A 19,649-nucleotide genomic window follows, 5' to 3' on the forward strand; every position below is an offset into this window, starting at 1 on the left:
TCCTAGAAAACCTATTTTTTTAAAACTAACGCACCATTATGAATGTAACTTGAAAACTCACGATACGTCTCATCAAATAAATCGTAATGTTTTTTATTTCCTTGGTCAAGCATTTCTTTAGGGAAATAGAAACGTTCATCTCCTTGACTTTGACCAGCAAGTGCTGCAACTAGGGGACTGACCGTTGCCAATTCCACTAATGAGCCATCTTTTTGCATTAATTCAATTTGTGTACGATGACGGTCTTTATTTGGACGATAAAAATCGTAAGGTAAATCATAGCTTGAATTAATGGCAGTATAATATTTAGGGTTGAAACCAACTTTTTCAATCAATTCCCTTAAATAAGCAATCGTTGCTGCGCTCTCTTTTTCGTTCGTAAAGGTGGCTGACTTCAGAGGCTTACGCATAAGGAAACGTTTGGCTAAATCACCTAGAATTGAATCAGGCACATCCATCCATTGTGTAAAGTACGTAGAGAGGACGCCATCATCCAATTTTAAATATTCTTGTAAGGTGAAGTCCCCTTTAAAGAATGGTACAAGCAGAGAGGCTTGTAAATCATAGTCAAATTCAGGGTTTTCAAATAATTCTTTCGCCCGATGCAATAAATGATCAAGAATCACTTCCATCCCACGAGAAACAGGGTGGAAATAGACTTGGACATACATTTGGTAACGACTAACGATATAGTCTTCCACCGCATGCATCCCATTCATAGCAAAGGCAATGCCTCCTTTGTAGGGTCGAATCACACGTAAGATTCTAGTTAAATCGAAGGTTCCGTATTCCGTCCCTGTAAAGTAAGCATCACGTAACAGATAGTCCATGCGATCGGCATCAATTTGACTAGAAATCATTTGCACCACTTGAGGATTTGGGTATTGTTTAGTAATAACGCTGGCGACTTTTTCAGGAAAATCTGCCGAAACACGATTTAAAATTTGATAGACTTCCGTTTCTGGTGAGGTGATGATTTGGACCGTGATTGCTTCATGGTTTGTATCAAAAATATGCTCGAATGTATGTGAATAAGGACCATGACCGACATCATGTAATAAAGCTGCGCAAAGTGTAATCAGGCGCTCGTCATCATTCCAGCCGTTTTCACCTAATCGTTCCACAGAGTAGTTACGTTGGAAAATCTCACAAATCCGACGTGTAATTTCGTAAACACCCAAAGAATGGGAAAAACGACTATGTTCGGCACCGTGAAACGTAAAAGAAGAAGTGCCTAGTTGCTTAATGCGACGTAATCGTTGCACTTCAGCAGAATTAATAAGGTCTAAAATCACTTGATGTTGGACATGAATATAATTATGGACGGGATCACGAAAAACTTTTTCGATTGGTAATCGTTGCTCTTTATACGGAATCGTCATACGATCTCTCCTTTAATTAAGGCGTTTCGTTGCGCCATTTTTTCCAGCTGGACAGTTAAATTTGTTTGGAACCATTCTGAGGTTATAATTGGTTCGGTTAAGTTTGGATCAATAGATTTTTCAAATTGTTGAGGTAATGCTTCGATTAAACGGGTTTTTACGGCGTCTATTGTTAATGGAGTCTCAATCAGGGTTTCTAAATTTGCCATCACTGCTGGATCAACGGGTGGATAGCCATTTTCACCAAATTGTTCTTGTAACCCAGCAAGGTAAAAGTCTCGAACCACTTCTCCACGAGCAAGTTGATTGCCGTTAACGCTGATGTAAATCATGACAGCAATACCGTCTTTGACGCGTCGTTGGGCAATCCCTGCAAACTTTTGACCGCCAATACTTAAATCATAAGTACCGGGACAATAGGATGTAGTAATTTCAAAGGCGTCAATCTCTTTCTCCGGAAAACTCTGACGGAGCCAAGCCCACATTAATTCATAAGCCGCATCGATACTTAATTTGTGTTCAGAATTATTTGGTAAAATAAGTGAAACATTTAAAATACCCGAATCGGCAATCACCCCTAAACCGCCGGCATTGCGAACGACTACAGAATAATCGTTTTCTTGCAGAGAAGTGATGCCTTCTTTTAGATGTGGTACACGGGTATCTTTCATGCCAAGAATCATTGCTTGATCCAATTGCCAGAAATGAATGATTGGTTGGTGCTGCATTCCTGAAAAAGTGGTTAAAACATCGGTCAAGGCAAAAGGTAAAAAATAGTCACTGTTTGTTAAACAACCTGAATCAAGGAGCATAAATGATTCGGTGTGAAGGGGAAAAGTTGTGCTCATAAAAAACGTCCTGTCTATTTATAATTACGTCATTTAATACGTTTATTTTCTTACTCTCTCTTATATTATATACAAAAAATGCAAAAAAGCATGTTATATAAACGAATTCTGAAGGAATTCTCTAAAATAGTAAACGGTTTTCTTATTAAATAGATGAAACAAATGCTTGCAACCCGTGAAAAGAGCTTATACAATAAGAAAAGGTACATAAGCAAGGAAAAATTGACTTTAGTTGACAAATACATTGAAAAAGTCAACAATAAGAAAGTTATATTTTGGAAAAGGAGTGACCATTATGGATTTATCAACAGGCGTTCCTGTATCGATTCAACTAAAAACGATTGTCCAACAAGGCAACGAACAAAAAGATTTTTTCTTTGACTTAGAAGGTCAATTAGTAAAAATGGGTGATACATTATACATTCGTTACAAAGAAGAATTATTAGAGGATACAGAACCAACCCCCGTAACCATTAAAATTGAACCAGACGGGCATGTTCAGCTGATTCGTGCCGGCGAATTACGGATGCGTTTAAGATTTGGCTATCAGGAAAAATTAGATACAAGTTATCGAACCCCTTATGGCTTGCTGCAGATTAGTACGTTTACCCATAATTTGCGTGTTAGTTTAAAAGACCAACCAATGTCTGGTAAGATTTTAGTTGATTATGATTTATACTCTCAAACAGAGCGAATCGGAGAATATCATTTAGAATTAGAATTTACTGCATAAATATTGCAGAATAGAATTGATTTTTTTTCAATGTTTTTGTATGATAAGGAGTAGACTGTGAAAGGACGTGTACCTCTTGGAAATTAATGTATTTGAAGGGTTAAACAAAAAAGAATTATCCATGATTGAAGTAGCACACGCTATTTTAGAACAACATGCAGATGTAATGGATTTTTCTGATTTAGTTAACCAAATCCAAAATTATCTTGGCAAGTCTGATAGTGAAATTCGTGACCAATTAGCACAATTTTATACAGATTTAAACATCGACGGTAGCTTTATCTCATTGGGAGACAATCGTTGGGGCTTACGTTCATGGTATCCAATCGATTCAATCGATGAAGAAGTTACACATGGCTTGGAAGAAGACGAAGAAGATGCACCACGTCGTAGAAAACGTAAAAAAGTAAATGCCTTCATCACTAATCCAAACGATGAAGATGTAATTGACTATAACGATGACGATCCAGAAGATGCTGAATTAACAAATGATGATGAAGAAGACATCTTGTACGATGATGAAGAAGATGAAGATGAAGAAATCAAAGCATACAACTCTGACTTACAAGAGATTGGTGCAGATTCAGACGATGATGAAGAAGACATTCCGCAAATCGAAGAAGATTTAACAATCATTGATGACGATGATGTTGAAGATGAAGACGATTTTGATGACGAATATTCTGAAGAGTAAGAAACCAAAAAGCTTGATTCCTAAGAAGGAGTCAAGCTTTTTAGTTGAATGCTTAAGAAAAATGAGAAAATAGAAAAAATTATTTTCTTGAATAGAAGTACTTGACCTGATGTCCGTTTGCTTGTATTATACTACTTGGGCACCTTTAAGAAGGTCAGAAGTTTGAACGAACTTACAAGCTCCCTATTCGTAATGGATAGGGAGCTTTTCTATTTTTGTTTCTTTTTTATTTGGAGAAACGTAAGAGTCTCAAAGTTGTTTTACTTCTCTCTACAAAATATTATCAAAGAAAGGGTTTTTAACTATTATGACAAAATACATCTTTGTTACAGGTGGCGTGGTTTCTTCTATTGGAAAAGGGATTGTCGCAGCATCTTTAGGACGATTATTAAAAAATCGTGGATTAAAAGTAACGATTCAAAAATTCGATCCATATATTAATGTGGATCCGGGGACAATGAGTCCTTACCAACATGGAGAGGTTTTTGTCACAGATGATGGTGCCGAAACAGATTTGGACTTAGGTCACTATGAACGTTTTATTGATATTAACTTAAATAAATACTCAAACGTAACCACTGGGAAAATTTATTCAGAAGTCTTACGTAAAGAACGTAAAGGGGAATACTTAGGTGCAACAGTGCAAGTTATTCCACACATTACCAATGAAATCAAAGAAAAAATTATGCGTGCAGCGAAAATGACGGATGCCGATGTGATTATCACAGAAGTAGGTGGTACTGTCGGCGACATCGAATCATTACCTTTCCTAGAAGCATTGCGTCAAATGAAAGCTGATATGGGTAGTGACAACGTAATGTACATCCATACAACCTTGATTCCTTACTTAAAAGCGGCTGGCGAAATGAAAACTAAACCAACACAACATAGTGTCAAAGAATTAAGAAGTTTAGGGATTCAACCAAATATTTTAGTGGTCCGTACAGAATTACCTGTTTCTCAAAACACTAAAAACAAATTAGCACAATTCTGTGATGTTAATCCAGAAGCGGTAATTGAATCTCGTGATGTTGAAACATTGTACTCCATTCCATTAGCACTTCAAGCACAAAACATGGATCAAATTGTTTGTGATCATTTAAAATTGGACGCACCGGCTGCAGACATGACTGAGTGGCGTGCATTAGAAGAAAAAGTTCTTAACTTGAAAAAGAAAACAAAAATTGCGCTGGTTGGTAAATATGTTGAATTACCAGATGCCTATATTTCTGTTGTAGAAGCATTAAAACATGCTGGGTTTGATTTTGATTCAGATATCGAAATTGATTGGGTTGATTCACAAGAATTAACTGCTGAAAATGTCGCTGAAAGAATTGGTTCAGCAGATGGTATTTTGGTTCCTGGTGGTTTTGGTGATCGTGGAATTGAAGGAAAAATTGAAGCGATTCGTTTTGCTCGCGAAAATGACGTACCATTCCTTGGCATTTGCTTAGGTATGCAAATGGCCTGTGTAGAATTTGGTCGTAACGTTGTGGGCTTAGAAGATGCTGGTTCTGCAGAAACTAATCCTGACGTGACAAATAACATTATTGATTTAATGGCAGATCAAGAAAACATTGAGAATTTAGGTGGCACACTACGTTTAGGTTTATATCCATGTAAATTGAAAAAAGGAACGAAAACTGCGGCAGCATACGGAAATGAAGATGTTGTCCAAGAACGTCACCGTCATCGTTATGAATTTAACAACAAATATCGTCAATTATTTGAAGAAAATGGCTTAGTTTTCTCTGGAGTTTCACCAGATAATCGTTTAGTTGAGATTGTTGAAATTCCTGAAAAACAATTTTTTGTGGCTTGTCAATTCCACCCAGAATTAATTTCTCGTCCAAATCGCCCACAACGCTTAATCAAAGGATTTGTTGGTGCAGCTTTGGCAAATAAAGAAAGTAAATAAGCAAAAATGGACGAAGTGATTCAGTTCACTTCGTCCATTTTTAATCTAAAAAAGTACGGGGCTCATCATGAGCCCCGTACTTTTTATGCTGCTTTATTTTCATCTGGTTTAGAACTACTTTCAGGTGGTTGCGGTGGTTCTTGTGAACTAGAACTTGATGGTTCAGGTGGTTGTTCCGATGTTGCCGGTTGCTCTGCTGAGGAAGAGCTTGCCGGTTGTTCGGTTGATGGTGGCGCTTCAGAGGAAGAAGGCGCACTTTCTGAACTAGAACTTGATGAACTTTCCGCTTCTTTTGTGGAAGAGGATTCCACCGTACTGCTAGATTCCGGCTGTGGTGCTGAAGAGGTAGTACTTGGTAAAACTTGTACATTTGGTACCTCATAGGCATCTTTCACGTATAATTCATTACCTACCCGCACAACACTGTCTGGCTGCACCCAGTCATCGTTTGAAACATTTTGAGACAAGTAACTCATTATTTCACGGTAAACATCCGAGGCAATCCCATAGTATTCTTGATAGATTGGTGTATTTCGATCATTGTATCCAGTCCAAACAGAAACGGCATAGTGTGTTGTATAACCAACAAAGGTACTATCCGGGGCAATTCCTTTTTCTGTTGTGCCCATTCGCGCTAAATCTTCATCAGTATAGTTAGAAGTCCCTGTTTTGGCCGCTTGGATTAAGCCTGGAATGGCGCCGTTAAATCCTGTTCCGCCGTTTAAAACATCTTTTAACATATCCGTCATCATATAGGCGGTAGAGTCTTTCATCGCACGTTTACCATCAGGTTGATAATCAACGCTAGTTCCATCATTGAAAACGACTTTGTTTACGTAATACGGTTTGTTGTAAATCCCGTTATTGGCGAAAGCCGCATAAGCTGCTGCTAATTTCAATGAGGAAATTCCATATTTATCGCCATCTACATCGCTTGTGTTACTTGAAATGGCATTCGAGGCTTCTAAGTTTTTATAGTCAATTCCTAGCCCTTTAATGAAAGGCATGATGTTTTCTTTACCAACTTCATCAAACGTCTGGACCGCGGTGGTGTTACGAGAACCCATAATCGCACGGCGCATAGTAATGACGCCTTGGTATGTTAAATCAGAGTTGAAGACATCAATGTCGGTACCAGGATATTTCGTTGGTTTATCCACCATGAGGCGACCTGTCGAATAATTTAAATTCTCAATTGCGGGACCATAATCCATGATTGGTTTCACGGTTGAACCAACATCACGTTGGGTGTTAACAGCTAAATTGTTTCCTAATTGCACATCATCAGGAATGTTACGACCCCCAATTTGTGCTCGGACTTGTCCAGAGGCAACATCAATAACGGTTGAAGCTACTTGCATTTTATCATCTGGAAACGCAACGTATTGATCACTGTTGACAATATCGTAAAGTTGTTTTTGGGCATTCATATCTAAGTTTGTGTAGATATCTAGTCCGTCTGTGTAAACATTTTTACCAGTTTTTGCTTTCACTTCATTGATTACTTCTTTGACGTAATTATCTACGACTTTTCGATTGTCATCACTGGCTTTTAATGGCACTAAGCCTTCATTAATCGGGGTAGCTTTAGCTTTTTCGTACTCTGCTTTCGAGATTTTTTTATTGTCGTACATTGTGTAGAGTACAACATCCCGGCGTTCTTTAGCAGTATCTGGTTTTGTATAGGGATCGTATGAGTTTGGCGCTTGTGGCATTCCTGCCAGTAGGGCCGTTTGTGGTAAATCAAGTTCAGATAAATGTTTACCATAATAATTTTCAGCCGCTGTTTCCATTCCATAAAAACCATTCGCCATGTAGACTTTGTTAATGTAGTAAGTTAAAATTTCTTCTTTTGATTTTTCACGTTCTAAACGAACAGCCATCCATGCTTCTTGTGCTTTCCGTTTCAAGGTTTGGTCAGATTCTTTTGTAGAGAAGTAGGACAATTTAATTAATTGTTGGGTTAAGGTACTTCCGCCTTGTAATCCACCATTTTTGACATTTGAAAGGGCAGAACCGATAATCCGAATCGGATCCACACCAATGTGTTTATAGAAACGACGGTCTTCGACAGAAACAATGGCATCTTTTAATAATTGAGGCACATCATTTGGTTGAATTAATTCACGCTTTTCTGCGCCTAAATCCTCAAAAATTTCATTATTAATATCGTAAAGCTTCGATGAAACTGTCGCATTCAGTTTGTCATCTTCTAATTTTGGGGCTTGTCGTGCATAGAACCAAAAAAGACCAACGCCTGCTAAAAAAGCGACCATCCCAGCGATAAGTAAGCCAAGAAAGATTTTTAAAACAAGCCGTTTTTTCTTTTTCGGCGGTTGTGTCTTTTTCTTGTAACTCGACTTCGATGAGGTGTTGGATGCATGTCTAGCAGCTCGCGAGCCTGAATTTGCGGTTGGCATAAATAGCAACTCCTTTGTTATACTTTCAAAACTTTATGAATCTAGTGTGTCTGAATATATTGTTCCACTGCGTCGAGATAAGGGATTCGCGGTGCGATTCCAAAAGATAATTCAATTCCTTCTTTCTCGATGAGTGCAAGCGGCATAGATTTTTTTCCAGTAACAGCTTGGTTTTTCCAATGCGTTATTAGATTTTCACCACTAAAAAAGAAGCAGCGTTTTAAGCTTGAAAACCATAATAGCACAAAACAAATCCCTTGTTGTGCTATACATTGTTCCATATGATCAATTTGATGTTGATGAAAATTTTTAAAGGGAAAGGACGTGGTGTTTTTCGTTTCTTTCGCTTCAAAATCTATGTAACGGCCTTGATATACACCGTTATAATCAGTCGTTGAAGCTTGTCTAAAGTAGGCCTCCTTAATAACAGCCGCACTTCGTTTGGGATAATCTACTTTAACAATTTGAACAGGAGTGGGTTTCTTATGAACGACTGCTTGCTTATTCAATAGATAATATTGATTGCTTTGATTGATCGCTTCTTCGAAATCCATCCCGCGATTACCAAATTCAACGGGGCGTTTCTTTTTTACTTGTTTTTTTGGTGATTGTGCTTCATGATGATTATAAGGTATTCCGTTAGGATAATGGAACGTCACGTTTATCACACTCCTAGCCTGTATTATACCAAAAAAAAGACCTGAAAGAAAAGGGATGACTTATGGAAATGATAAAAACCCTCTATGTCACCGGTTATCGCAGCTTTGAATTGGGGATATTTCAAGGAAAAGACCCGAAAATCACAGTTATTAAAAATGTCTTAAAAAAAGAGTTAGCCAGTTATATTGAAGCGGGAGTAGAATGGATTTTGATTTCTGGCAATTTAGGTGTTGAACTTTGGACAGCAGAAGTAGTTGGGGAATTAAAAACGGAATATCCAGAAGTCCAGCTAGGTTTGCTTTATCCATTTAAAGACTTTGGCAATAATTGGAATGAACAAAATCGAGAACTGTTAACGAAAGCGGAAAGTTTGGCTGATTATATCAACTCAGTAAGTCACCAGCCCTATCAATCGCCAGCACAATTAAAAATGCATACAAAATTTCTTTTGGAACATTCTGGAGGCAGCTTACTTATTTATGACAAAGAGTACCCTGGCAAAACGGAGTATTTTTTAAAGGACGCACAACATTTTTTGGAACGAGAACCCTATGATATTCGCTTAATTACAATGGATGATTTACAAAACTCGGTGATTGATTAGAGAATCTGTTTGATTTTCTAGCTATTTTTCGTTACAATAGTATTTGTGGAACTATGAAATTTTCTATCGTAAATAAACAAATGAGGTGTAAACATGGCAAATTTAGTATATAGTCCTAAAGACATTTTACAAAAAGAATTTAAAACGAAAATGATGAACGGGTATGACCCAATTGAAGTAGACGAATTTTTAGACAATGTTATTAAAGACTACGAAGCTTATAATAAAGAATTATTAAGCTTGCAAGAAGAAAACAGCCGCTTAATGGCAAAATTAGACCAATTATCAAAAGCCCAACCAACGCCTCGTGTTGCTCAAGAAGTACCAAAAAGTGCAGCAGTGACCAACTTTGATATTTTAAAACGTTTATCAAACTTAGAGCGTGAAGTTTTTGGTAAAAAGTTAGATGAAACACCTTCAACACCTGTAACGCCTTCTGCACCGTCAATGACTGCAGAACCAGCGAACCATGATGTTGATAATGCACAAACACGTCAATTTTAACAAGACAATTTAAGTCAAGTTTTCACAAGGAACAAAAAGCATTTGTTAGAATAGCGGACACTTGTTTTAGTGTATAAATTTTTGCTGTTCGTTTAAACAGATTTGTAATTTTCGGGTGATCGCGGTTTGCTTTTGCAAGCTGAGGAAAGTCCATGCTCGCACAAGCTGAGATGCTTGTAGTGTTCGTGCTTAGCGAAATCATAAGCTAAGGTACTCTTTTAGAGTAACGGCAGGAAAAATGACTAAGGTTTCGACTATGTCAAAGTATCCTTGAAAGTGCCACAGTGACGAAGCGATGTGGGAAACTCCATCGGTGGAACGCGGTAAACCCCTCGAGCGAGCAACCCAAACAATGGTAGGGGCGCTCTTCTAAAGGAAATGAACGAGTAGAAGAGGCAGAGTTTACTCTGCAGATAGATGATGACCGTCACCAATTTTTCCTGAAGAATTGGTGATACAGAACATGGCTTATAGAAAATTACAAGTAATTCAGGAAGACCTTCCAACGTAGTTGTGAAGGCTTTTTTTACGAAAAGAATAAAAAAATGTTAAAATAAAGAAACTGAGATAAAAGTAGTAAGCTGTCTGTTCTAAAGAGGCCGGGACAGGACCGTTTAGTTCAGAGAAAGCGGACAATTACAAAAAACAAGCGGAGCAGTAGTCGGCAGGACTGTTAGCTTCAGACAATAAAAAAGAGTCAAGAAGGAGTTTTTATGACGAAAGAAAAAACATTCAAACTTGTTGCAACAGCTGCTAGTGGCTTAGAAGCATTAGTTGGAAAAGAATTGCGTGATTTAGGGATTCCCTGTGAAGTAGAAAATGGCCGGGCCGTCTTTGAAGGCACTGTTGAAACAATTGCTACTGCCAATTTATGGCTACGGACAGCAGATCGGATTAAAATCGTCGTTGGCGAATTTAACGCCTATAGTTTTGATGAATTATTTGAAAAAGTTAAAGCACTTCCTTGGGAAGATTATTTGCCTTTAGATGCAGAATTTCCAGTTGCAGGTAAATCAATTAAGTCAAAATTGTATAGTGTTCCTGATTGCCAAGCCATCACCAAAAAAGCCATTGTTAACCGTTTAAGAGAAGTTTACCATCGTCCAGCGACGGTGCCTTTAACCGAAACAGGAGCTTTGTTTAAATTAGAAGTGGCTCTTCTAAAAGATAAAGTGACGTTGACGTTGGACACGACTGGACCAAGTTTATTTAAACGAGGCTATCGCATTGAAAAGGGGGGCGCACCTCTTAAGGAAAACATGGCAGCTGCTTTAGTGATGTTGACCAATTGGCGCAAAGATCGTCCTTTTTATGATCCAGTTTGTGGTTCTGGAACGATTTGTATTGAAGCAGCATTAATTGGCCATAACATTGCCCCTGGCTTTAATCGTAGTTTTACTTGTGAAACATGGGATTGGGTTGATCCAGCAATTTTTGAAAAAGTACGTAACGAAGCCGAGGCAAAGGCAGACTACGATGTTGAATTAGATATCTGTGGTTCAGATGTTGATGGGCGAATGATTGAAGTCGCACGAGCGAATGCTGAGGAAGTTGGTTTAGGTGATTCAATTACCTTTAAACAATTGGCCTTAAAAGATTTTACAACCGAGAAGGAATATGGTGTAATGGTAGCTAACCCGCCTTATGGTGAGCGTTTAGGAGAAGAGGAAAGTGTTCGCCGTTTGTATAAAGAAATGGGCCATGTTTTCCGTCCGTTAACTACTTGGAGCAAGTATATACTGACGAGTGATCTTGCTTTTGAAGAATATTATGGTGCCAAAGCTACTAAAAAACGGAAGCTTTACAACGGAGCCTTACGAACAGATTTATTCCAATACTGGGGAACACGTCCACCAAGAAAACCACGGGAAGACTAAGAAAGCTGGTGTAAAAAATGAAGGAAGCTGTATTTTTACAAGAAGTGAAAGAAATTCAATTACTAAAAAATGCCTTGACATTATTAGACTGGGATTCATCAACTGGGATGCCAGAAAAAAGTAGTCCTTTTCGAGGAGAAGTAGAAGGGTATTTAACCGGATTATATTTTGAACGAAGTATTGGCCCAGTTATTCAAGAAGCATTGGCCTATTTTGAGACACGCCCTGAAGAATTATCTGAATTAGGGAAACTGGTTTTTGAAAAAGTAAAAGAAGAATATGCTTTGAATAAAAATGTTCCAGCTGAACGTATGCAAGAATATGTTAAAGTATTAAACCAAGCACATACAGATTGGCTAAAAGCACGCGCTGCACAAGATTTCGGCTTGTTAGAAGAAACCTTAACGAAGGTCGTTGCGTTCCAAAAAGAGTTCATTCCTTATTGGCAAAAAGAAGAAAAAACTCCGTATGATGTGTTATTAAATCAATTTGAACCAGGGATGACGGTTGAGAAACTAGACCAAGTATTCGACCAAGTAAAACAAGGGATTCAAGAGATTCGGACCGTTTTAGCAGAAAAAGGTACGCCGCCTAGAACTGACTTTTTATCTAGAAAAATGACCAAAGAACAACAACGCCGTTTTGTGATTGGTGTGGTTGAGCAATTAGGCTATGATTTTTCAAAAGGCCGATTAGATGATACAGTTCATCCATTTATGACAGCTCTAAATCGAAATGATGCGCGGATTACTACGCGCTGGGAAGAAAATAATTTCTCAATGGCAACATTTGGTGTGATTCATGAAGCGGGTCATGGGATGTACGAACAAAATTTTGATCCTAAATTTGACTTTACGCCGCTAAGCGAAGGTGCCTCTATGGGGATTCACGAATCACAATCGCTCTTTAATGAAATTATCATTGGTAGCAACCGGGCTTTTTGGCAAAAACAATACCCGTTTTTCCAAGAATGCGCAGAAGGTACTTTTGATGATATTTCTTTTGAAGATTTCTATGCTTCTTTAAAAGAAACGAAAGCAAGTTTGATTCGGATTGATTCCGATAGTCTCACCTATCCTTTGCATATCATTATTCGTTATGAAATTGAGAAAATGTTGTTTAATGGTTCTTTGGAAGTCGCTGATTTGCCAAAAGTGTGGAACGAAAAATACCAAGAGTACTTAGGCGTATCACCTGAAAATGACTTAGAAGGTGTCCTTCAAGATGTTCATTGGTCTGGAGGTAGCTTTGGTTATTTCCCATCTTATGCCTTGGGTTATATGTACGCCGCGCAACTATTTCACGCAATGAAACAAGAATTATCTGTTGATGAAATTTTAGCTTCGGAGGATTATTCTGATATCCGTAAATGGTTAACACAACATATTCATCAGTACGGCGCTTCACGTAAACCAAATCAATTAATTTATGATGCAACGGGAGAAGAATTGAATCCTAGTTATTTAATTGATTATATGAAAGCTATTTATTTTGATGTTTATCAAGTGCAATAAGTGAAACAAGCAAGGGGAAGTGGACAACAACAATGTTATCAATTCGTGAATATTTAGAAGCTGGTGAAACAACAATCTCAAACTTACTATTTGATCATTACCAAAAAATTGGTTTGAAAGATGATGAATTTCTCTTTTTACTGCAACTTTTTCGTTCGCAAAATGCAGGCGATTTATTTCCAGACTTAATGGCGATTGCAGAGACGATGGGCAAAACGCCAGATACGATTTATAAGTTGTTAAATCAATTGGTTTCTCGCGGATTTATTCGAATTGAAACACAACAAAACCAAAAAGGTCAAATGATGGATACGTATGATTTACTACCTGTTTTTCAAAAGATTCAATTATTTTTACAAACGAGCAAAGAAAAACAAGTTGTCGCAAACCACGAAGATGAAATTAAACAGCTTTACCAAGGCTTTGAAAAAGAATTCGGACGTCCACTTTCACCCATTGAATTAGAAATGATTGGTCAGTGGTTGAACACGGACCATTATTCCCCTGAATTAATCCGGTTAGCGTTGCGAGAAGCCGTTTTAAATCAGGCGTATAGTTTGAAATATATTGATCGTATTTTACTTGCGTGGGAGCGTAAAAATATTACCACCAAAGAACAAGTGGCTGCTGATCAGAAAAAACGAAAAGATTCTATGATTCAAAATGAGATTGAACAACAAGGTCAGACACAAGAATCGTTACCAAAGGTTACATTACACAATTGGTTAAATCCAGAAGACAGTGAATAAAAAGGAGGTGGGCCATGCTATCAAAAGAGAAAACAATGGAAGCTATTGAAATTATGTATGAGATGTTTCCAAATGCAGAATGTGAATTAAAACATAAGAATCCTTTTGAATTATTAATTGCTGTGATTTTAAGTGCGCAAGCAACCGATGTATCGGTAAATAAAGCTACTCCTGGTTTATTCGCAGCTTTTCCAACTCCAGAAGCTTTAGCAGCTGCGCCGGTGGAGGAGATTATTGCTAAAATAAAAACCATTGGCTTATATCGCAATAAAGCAAAAAATATTAAAGCGTGCGCACAACAACTTTTAGAACGTTTCAATGGAGAAGTTCCGCAAACCAGAGATGAACTGGTCAGTTTACCTGGCGTGGGGAGAAAAACAGCCAATGTAGTAATGGGAGATGCTTTCGGCGAACCGGCTTTTGCAGTAGATACACATGTGGAACGAGTGTCCAAGCGCCTTAGAATTTGTAAGCTAAATGCGAATGTTACTGAAGTTGAGCAAACCTTAATGCGTAAAGTTCCGAAAGAACTCTGGGTGAAAACGCACCATACCATGATTTTCTTTGGGCGTTATCACTGCCTAGCAAGAGCGCCTAAATGTGAAGCCTGTCCGCTACTCTATATGTGTCAAGAAGGCAAAGAACGGATGAAAGGGAAATAACACATTTTTTCCTAAAAAAGCGAGCCACAAGGCCAACCGACTTGTGGCTCGCTTTCTTTTTTTGATTTTTAAGAAACGCAACAAATGATTGCGGTTTCTTAAAAATTGATTTAGTATAGACAGTGTGGTATATACTAGAAAATTTATTTTTTTGAAGAAAGATAGGCGATGAAATGACAGAAAATGCACCCAAATTTAAGCAAATTTCTGCAGAAATTGAAAAGAAGATTCGAGACGGTCTGTATGTAAGTGCACAAAAATTACCTTCAGAATATGATTTAGCTAAAGAATATAACTGCAGTCGCTTGACCATCCGTAAAGCGATTGATGATTTGATCCGCAAAAATATTTTGGTAAAACGACATGGTAAAGGTAGTTATGTGATGTCGCAAGCGAAAATTCAAAGTGGTCGCGCTGGCTTACAAGGTTTTACTGAGGCAGCCAAAGCTTACGGGAAAAAAAGCCAGACAGAAGTCATTTCCTTTGAAGAAGTAGTACATCCCGCTGAGAAAATTCGGGAGGCGCTCCAAGTAGGCAAAAATGAGGCAATTTATGAACTGATTCGCCGCCGAATGTTAGACGGCGAGCCAATGACAGTTGAAAAAATTTATTTGCCACAGGCATACGTACAAGGCCATACGAAGCAAGACTTCGAGGGCTCTCTTTTCTGCTTAATCGAGAAGAACGTCGAGATTGCTTATTCGCATCAAGAAATTGAAGCAATCTTAGTTGAAGCGGAAATTTCAGAATTATTGAATGTTCCTGTGGGCCAACCACTTTTACAAGTCCACTCTATCACCTATGCGCTTGATGCAACTCCTATTTTATATGATGTCTCTTTATATCGAGCAGATCGGTACACGTTTAAAAACACACTGACCCGCTATAGCCCGTCTGAAAACAACCAAGTGGAGCTAGGAGGTTCTTGGAACGAATGAAGATCAAAGAAGAAATAGCCGCTCAAAAAGATTTATTTTATGAAGACTTAAACAAAATTATGGCGATTCGAAGTGTGAAAGGGTCGCCTAAAAAAGAGGCACCTTTTGGCGAAGGACCGAAAAGAGCCTTGGAAGAAACGCTGAAACTGGCAGAGCGTTATGGTTTTCAAACTGGGATTGTCAATGACGCAGTTGGCTATGCGCAATGGGGAACAGCGGAAGAATATCTGGGAATTATTGGTCATTTAGACGTAGTACCAGAAGGTTCTGGTTGGTCAGTGCCGCCCTTTCAATTAACGAAAAAAAATCAACGTTTGTATGGTAGAGGAATTCTAGATAATAAAGGTCCTATCTTGGCTTGCCTGTATGGAATGAAATTACTGAAAGAACTTGGTTACCAACCAAAGAAAACCATTCGCTTAATGTTTGGCACGGATGAAGAAAGTGGGAGTGGAGATATCCCCTTATATTTAGAGAAGGAAAACGCACCCGTTTTTGGATTTACTCCAGATTGTAAATATCCAGTAGTTTATGGGGAGCGAGGGATTGTTAATTATGAAATCACAACGACCATCCCAGATGATTCAAGTGAACAAATTGGTCAGATTATGGGTGATCAAGCAAAAGACCACGTACCTGATCAATTAAGTGTGGTGATTGCGGGAAAAACAACAGCAATCACGGGAAAACGCGCCCCTTCCAATGCGCCAGAACTAGGCAAGAACGCGATTACTTTATTGGCACAGAAAATTAGCGAGGAACAGTTAGTCAAAGGAAATTTATTACAGTATTTCGACTGGTTAACCGCTAGTTTTCACGAAAAGCACTATGGCGAAGGAGTAGCTCTAGACTTTAAGGATCAGGATAGTGGGCAATTGATTTTAACGCCCTATGCGTTGGAAAAACGAGGACAGCAATTGGTGTTATCATTGGCCGTGCGTTATCCTGTTTCTATTACAGAAAACGAAGTAACCACGCAGCTAACGAAGGCACTATTTCCAGAAAGTGAAGTGACCGTCATCCGCCGCCTCCCTAGTACGCTGTTTCCAAAAGATGAGCGCAATGTTCAAAAATTAACCAAGGTTTATGAACAAATTACTGGCTTAGATGGGACGCCAGTCACAACTACAGGTGCTACGTATGCTCGTTTTATGCCGAATATCGTTGCTTTTGGTCCATCATTTCCTGGTCAAAAAGGCATTGCGCATAACCAAGATGAATATATGGATGAAAAAGATTTACTGCTTAATCTGGAAATCTATATGCAAGCGATGATTGCATTAACAGAAGCGTAAAACCAATAGAAGATACACGTATGAGAAGAAGCCAATGTGTTTCGTAGAGGTCGCATACGTGTATCTTCTATTTTTCTGTATAAAATTTCATTTTCAGTATATACAAAACAGTATATACTAGTTTATAATGGTGGAGAAATGTAAGCGTTAACGAAAGGGCGGATGGAAAATGACTTGGGGTGCAATTGCGACATGGCGGATGGCACATGATGGGTTACTAAAAGCTACAGAAGAATTACAACAAGGAGGTGCTGCAGGCACGGCCGTGGAACAATTAATTAAAGAAGTAGAAGACTATCCTTTTTATAAGTCAGTGGGCTACGGCGGTTTACCTAATGAGGAAGGAATTTTAGAAATGGATGCTGCCTATATGGATGGAGACACATTTGCAATTGGTGCTGTGGCAGGAATTACAGATGTTAAAAATCCGATTTCAGTGGCTAAAGCATTAAGTAAAGAGAAGTTTAATAGTTTTCGTGTTGGCGCAGGTGCAACGAAATATTCAATGTTGCACGGTTTTGAAAGAAAGAATATGTTGACAGAACGCGCTAATCAATGGTGGCAAAAGCGTTTAAAAGAAATTCAGGAAAATCAGTTGAACCCCTATGATGGGCATGATACTGTCGGCGCTATTACGTTAGACCAAACAGGATCAATGGCAGCTGGCACTTCCAGTTCGGGACTCTTCATGAAAAAAGCAGGACGTGTTGGCGATTCACCACTGTCAGGTTCTGGTTTTTATGTTGATAGCGAAATTGGTGGTGCTGCGGCTACAGGATTAGGTGAAGATTTAATGAAAGGCTGTCTTTCTTATGAAATCGTCCGTTTAATGGGGGAAGGGTGCTCGCCACAACAAGCATGTGATCAAGCGGTCTATGCTTTTCACGAAAAATTGACCCAACGTTATGGGAAAGCAGGAGCTTTTTCACTGGTGGCCATGAACAAACAGGGAGACTGGGGCGTAGCTACGAATGTGGAATTTACTTTTACGGTTGGTACTGATATGCAGCAACCAGAAATCTATATTGCAAATCCAGGCAAGAATCATACCACAGAGATTCAGCCGATTTCACAAGAATGGTTAGCGGCCTATGAAAAAAGAATCAAAGCACCAATTGAATAAATGAGGAGAGTGAAGGAACATGAGTAAAAAACAAATTTATCTTTTTTGTGATGCAGGGATGTCTACAAGTATTATGGTGAATAAAATGATGGAAGTGGTGGAAAAACATCAAATGCCTTTAATGATTACTGCTTTTCCTATTGCAAGAGCACAAGAAGTGGTTGAAGCAGAGAAGCCTGTTGCTATTTTATTAGGACCACAAGTCCGTTTTTTATTAGAAAAAACAAAAGAACAATTTGCTCCGCAAGGGATTCCTGTCGCTGCAATTACGCCAGAAATTTATGGCATGATGGATGGCGAAAAAGCATTGAAAGAAGCACTGCGGTTAATTAAGCAAAATAAAAAATAATAGATAGGAGTGACGACCGTGCAAAAATTTTTGGATTGGTTAGAGCGCGTATTGACCCCTTTGGCAAAAGTGATAGGAGAAAATAAGTATTTAGTAGCGATTCGTGATGGCTTCCTTTTATCAACGCCCTTGTTGATTGTTGGTTCGGTCTTCTTATTAATTGCTAATTTCCCTTTGCCACAATGGGATACTTGGATGTCTCATTTGCTTGGTAAAGAATGGGCGACAATGATGTCTGTTCCAGCTAGTGCTAGTTTTGATGTAATGACCATTCTGGCCGTTGTCGGTATTGCCTATAGTTTAGGGAAACAATTCAATGTGGATGCAATGCAAGCAGGAATTATCGCATTGGTTTCATTTTTTATTGTAACGCCTTATCAAACATTATTTACACCGGAAAATAGTTCAAAGGTTTATGAAGTTACTAGTTTACCTTTAAAATGGATGGGTTCCAGTGGCTTGTTTTTAGGAATGATTGTCGCATTAATTGCGACTCGTTTATTTGTGGCCATTGTTCGTAAAGGGTGGACAATAAAAATGCCAGAAGGAGTGCCACCAACAGTGGTTAAGTCTTTTGAGGCCCTGATTCCGAGTTTTTTAGTTGTTACTCTCATGTTTTTAGTCAATTGGCTGGCTGCTTTAACTCCTTATGGTAATTTACAAGATGTTATTTTTGAATTTCTACAAACGCCCTTATTGAGTCTTGGTAATACCTTAGGTGCAATGAGCATTGCTTATTTATTTTTACACTTCTTTTGGTTCTTTGGCATTAACGGAGGTAGCGTGGTTGGCGCAGTCTTTAATCCTGTTTTGCGGGCATTGTCTGTTGAAAATTTACAAGCATTTAAAGACGGTCATGAAATTCCCAACATCATCACTGGACAATTTCAAGATATGTTTGCAACATTTGGTGGCGCCGGTTCCACACTCTCATTAATCATTGTGATGGTCTTATTCTGTAAAAGTCAACGAATTAAAAAGCTTTCGCAACTTTCACTAATTCCTGGTGTTTTTGGGATTAACGAACCAATCATTTTTGGGTTACCAATTGTTTTAAATCCAATCCTTTTAATTCCATTTGTTTTAGTACCCGCAATTAATATTATTATTGCCTATTTTGCTATGGATTGGGGCTTAGTTCCATTGACGAACGGTATTCAATTGCCGTGGACGACCCCGCCAATCATCTCAGGATTTTTAGTTAGCGGTTGGCAAGGATCCATTCTGCAAGCTCTCTTATTGGTACTAGGAATGTTCATTTATTATCCTTTTATTCGAGTTATGGATGACCAATATTTACGTGAAGAATGGAAAGCACAAGAAGAAGAGAGTGAAGAAATTGATTTTGATTCCTTTGACTTCGATGATTTATAAATAAG

General features: G+C 38.4%; 18 protein-coding genes and 1 other RNA gene. 15 read left to right on the forward strand and 4 right to left on the reverse strand.

All coding sequences use genetic code 11. From position 1 onward, the window contains the following. Positions 1 to 11: 11 nt before the first annotated feature. On the reverse strand, positions 12 to 1,382 hold the full coding sequence (locus tag IGK54_RS04905) for a dNTPase (protein WP_002357999.1): 1,371 nt from the start codon (positions 1,380 to 1,382) through the stop codon (positions 12 to 14). Then, positions 1,379 to 2,194, reverse strand: coding sequence for a lipoate--protein ligase family protein (locus IGK54_RS04910; RefSeq protein ID WP_002385999.1), 816 nt, complete (start codon positions 2,192 to 2,194; stop codon positions 1,379 to 1,381). Before IGK54_RS04910 ends, IGK54_RS04905 begins: the two co-directional genes overlap by 4 nt. A 331-nt stretch (positions 2,195 to 2,525) precedes the next feature. On the opposite strand from IGK54_RS04910, the gene IGK54_RS04915 reads away from it, so the two are divergent. From IGK54_RS04915 to IGK54_RS04925, 3 genes are all read left to right on the forward strand, one after another. Beyond that, positions 2,526 to 2,963 carry a DUF1934 domain-containing protein gene (locus IGK54_RS04915; protein WP_002382132.1) on the forward strand — a complete coding sequence of 146 codons (438 nt, stop codon included), beginning with the start codon at positions 2,526 to 2,528 and terminating at the stop codon, positions 2,961 to 2,963. Positions 2,964 to 3,039: 76 nt separating this feature from the next. After that, positions 3,040 to 3,657: a DNA-directed RNA polymerase subunit delta gene (gene rpoE / locus IGK54_RS04920; RefSeq protein ID WP_002357996.1), complete on the forward strand. Its 618-nt coding sequence runs from the start codon at positions 3,040 to 3,042 to the stop codon at positions 3,655 to 3,657. Between the two features lie 307 nt (positions 3,658 to 3,964). Next, positions 3,965 to 5,575 (forward strand): CTP synthase, encoded by a 1,611-nt coding sequence (locus IGK54_RS04925; protein ID WP_002357995.1) that lies wholly within the window; start codon positions 3,965 to 3,967, stop codon positions 5,573 to 5,575. Between the two features lie 83 nt (positions 5,576 to 5,658). On the opposite strand, the gene IGK54_RS04930 is transcribed toward IGK54_RS04925, so the two are convergent. Beyond that, complete coding sequence (locus IGK54_RS04930) at positions 5,659 to 7,995, reverse strand: PBP1A family penicillin-binding protein (RefSeq protein ID WP_048949591.1); 2,337 nt, start codon at positions 7,993 to 7,995, stop codon at positions 5,659 to 5,661. A gap of 41 nt (positions 7,996 to 8,036) precedes the next feature. After that, entirely contained in the window at positions 8,037 to 8,654 is a 618-nt protein-coding gene (gene recU / locus IGK54_RS04935; RefSeq protein WP_002388848.1) for a Holliday junction resolvase RecU, read from the reverse strand. A 62-nt stretch (positions 8,655 to 8,716) separates the two neighbouring features. Here recU and IGK54_RS04940 point away from each other — a divergent pair, with 62 nt between their 5' ends. From IGK54_RS04940 to celB, 12 genes are all read left to right on the forward strand, one after another. Next, positions 8,717 to 9,259, forward strand: coding sequence for a DUF1273 domain-containing protein (locus IGK54_RS04940; protein ID WP_113848409.1), 543 nt, complete (start codon positions 8,717 to 8,719; stop codon positions 9,257 to 9,259). A 93-nt stretch (positions 9,260 to 9,352) separates the two neighbouring features. Then, entirely contained in the window at positions 9,353 to 9,763 is a 411-nt protein-coding gene (gpsB, locus tag IGK54_RS04945; RefSeq protein ID WP_002357990.1) for a cell division regulator GpsB, read from the forward strand. Positions 9,764 to 9,870: 107 nt separating this feature from the next. Next, an RNA gene (rnpB, locus tag IGK54_RS04950) (RNase P RNA component class B) lies at positions 9,871 to 10,239 on the forward strand. Positions 10,240 to 10,476: 237 nt separating this feature from the next. After that, complete coding sequence (locus IGK54_RS04955; RefSeq protein WP_002357989.1) at positions 10,477 to 11,640, forward strand: THUMP domain-containing class I SAM-dependent RNA methyltransferase; 1,164 nt, start codon at positions 10,477 to 10,479, stop codon at positions 11,638 to 11,640. Positions 11,641 to 11,657: 17 nt separating this feature from the next. Continuing rightward, a complete protein-coding gene (locus IGK54_RS04960; RefSeq protein WP_010707698.1) occupies positions 11,658 to 13,154 on the forward strand; it encodes a carboxypeptidase M32 in 1,497 nt (498 codons plus the stop codon). Positions 13,155 to 13,186: 32 nt separating this feature from the next. Beyond that, the gene (locus IGK54_RS04965) at positions 13,187 to 13,903 is read left to right on the forward strand and encodes a DnaD domain protein (protein ID WP_002357986.1); all 717 of its coding nucleotides are present in this window, start codon (positions 13,187 to 13,189) and stop codon (positions 13,901 to 13,903) included. Between the two features lie 14 nt (positions 13,904 to 13,917). Then, positions 13,918 to 14,565 (forward strand): endonuclease III, encoded by a 648-nt coding sequence (nth, locus tag IGK54_RS04970; protein ID WP_002357985.1) that lies wholly within the window; start codon positions 13,918 to 13,920, stop codon positions 14,563 to 14,565. Positions 14,566 to 14,738: 173 nt separating this feature from the next. Further along, positions 14,739 to 15,503: a GntR family transcriptional regulator, LSA1692 subfamily gene (locus IGK54_RS04975; protein WP_002357984.1), complete on the forward strand. Its 765-nt coding sequence runs from the start codon at positions 14,739 to 14,741 to the stop codon at positions 15,501 to 15,503. Next, the gene (locus tag IGK54_RS04980; protein ID WP_002396912.1) at positions 15,500 to 16,798 is read left to right on the forward strand and encodes a Sapep family Mn(2+)-dependent dipeptidase; all 1,299 of its coding nucleotides are present in this window, start codon (positions 15,500 to 15,502) and stop codon (positions 16,796 to 16,798) included. The genes IGK54_RS04975 and IGK54_RS04980 overlap by 4 nt, the downstream gene beginning before the upstream one ends. A 169-nt stretch (positions 16,799 to 16,967) precedes the next feature. Beyond that, positions 16,968 to 17,921, forward strand: coding sequence for a N(4)-(beta-N-acetylglucosaminyl)-L-asparaginase (locus tag IGK54_RS04985; RefSeq protein ID WP_002380170.1), 954 nt, complete (start codon positions 16,968 to 16,970; stop codon positions 17,919 to 17,921). Between the two features lie 19 nt (positions 17,922 to 17,940). Beyond that, positions 17,941 to 18,270: a PTS sugar transporter subunit IIB gene (locus tag IGK54_RS04990; protein WP_002408283.1), complete on the forward strand. Its 330-nt coding sequence runs from the start codon at positions 17,941 to 17,943 to the stop codon at positions 18,268 to 18,270. A gap of 18 nt (positions 18,271 to 18,288) precedes the next feature. Then, complete coding sequence (celB, locus tag IGK54_RS04995; protein WP_002397805.1) at positions 18,289 to 19,644, forward strand: PTS cellobiose transporter subunit IIC; 1,356 nt, start codon at positions 18,289 to 18,291, stop codon at positions 19,642 to 19,644. The last annotated feature ends 5 nt before the right edge of the window (positions 19,645 to 19,649 follow it).

The sequence above is a fragment of the Enterococcus sp. DIV2384 genome, from assembly GCF_050534975.1.
In the GTDB taxonomy this organism is placed as follows: domain Bacteria; phylum Bacillota; class Bacilli; order Lactobacillales; family Enterococcaceae; genus Enterococcus; species Enterococcus faecalis.

Coding starts and splice junctions, on each gene's coding strand:
- IGK54_RS04905 (WP_002357999.1), bottom strand. CDS start 1,382: ATGACGATTCCGTATAAAGAGCAACGATTACCAATCGAAAAAGTTTTT.
- IGK54_RS04910 (WP_002385999.1), bottom strand. CDS start 2,194: ATGCTCCTTGATTCAGGTTGTTTAACAAACAGTGACTATTTTTTACCT.
- IGK54_RS04915 (WP_002382132.1), top strand. CDS start 2,526: ATGGATTTATCAACAGGCGTTCCTGTATCGATTCAACTAAAAACGATT.
- IGK54_RS04925 (WP_002357995.1), top strand. CDS start 3,965: ATGACAAAATACATCTTTGTTACAGGTGGCGTGGTTTCTTCTATTGGA.
- IGK54_RS04930 (WP_048949591.1), bottom strand. CDS start 7,995: ATGCCAACCGCAAATTCAGGCTCGCGAGCTGCTAGACATGCATCCAAC.
- IGK54_RS04940 (WP_113848409.1), top strand. CDS start 8,717: ATGGAAATGATAAAAACCCTCTATGTCACCGGTTATCGCAGCTTTGAA.
- gpsB (WP_002357990.1), top strand. CDS start 9,353: ATGGCAAATTTAGTATATAGTCCTAAAGACATTTTACAAAAAGAATTT.
- IGK54_RS04955 (WP_002357989.1), top strand. CDS start 10,477: ATGACGAAAGAAAAAACATTCAAACTTGTTGCAACAGCTGCTAGTGGC.
- IGK54_RS04960 (WP_010707698.1), top strand. CDS start 11,658: ATGAAGGAAGCTGTATTTTTACAAGAAGTGAAAGAAATTCAATTACTA.
- IGK54_RS04965 (WP_002357986.1), top strand. CDS start 13,187: ATGTTATCAATTCGTGAATATTTAGAAGCTGGTGAAACAACAATCTCA.
- nth (WP_002357985.1), top strand. CDS start 13,918: ATGCTATCAAAAGAGAAAACAATGGAAGCTATTGAAATTATGTATGAG.
- IGK54_RS04975 (WP_002357984.1), top strand. CDS start 14,739: ATGACAGAAAATGCACCCAAATTTAAGCAAATTTCTGCAGAAATTGAA.
- IGK54_RS04980 (WP_002396912.1), top strand. CDS start 15,500: ATGAAGATCAAAGAAGAAATAGCCGCTCAAAAAGATTTATTTTATGAA.
- IGK54_RS04985 (WP_002380170.1), top strand. CDS start 16,968: ATGACTTGGGGTGCAATTGCGACATGGCGGATGGCACATGATGGGTTA.
- IGK54_RS04990 (WP_002408283.1), top strand. CDS start 17,941: ATGAGTAAAAAACAAATTTATCTTTTTTGTGATGCAGGGATGTCTACA.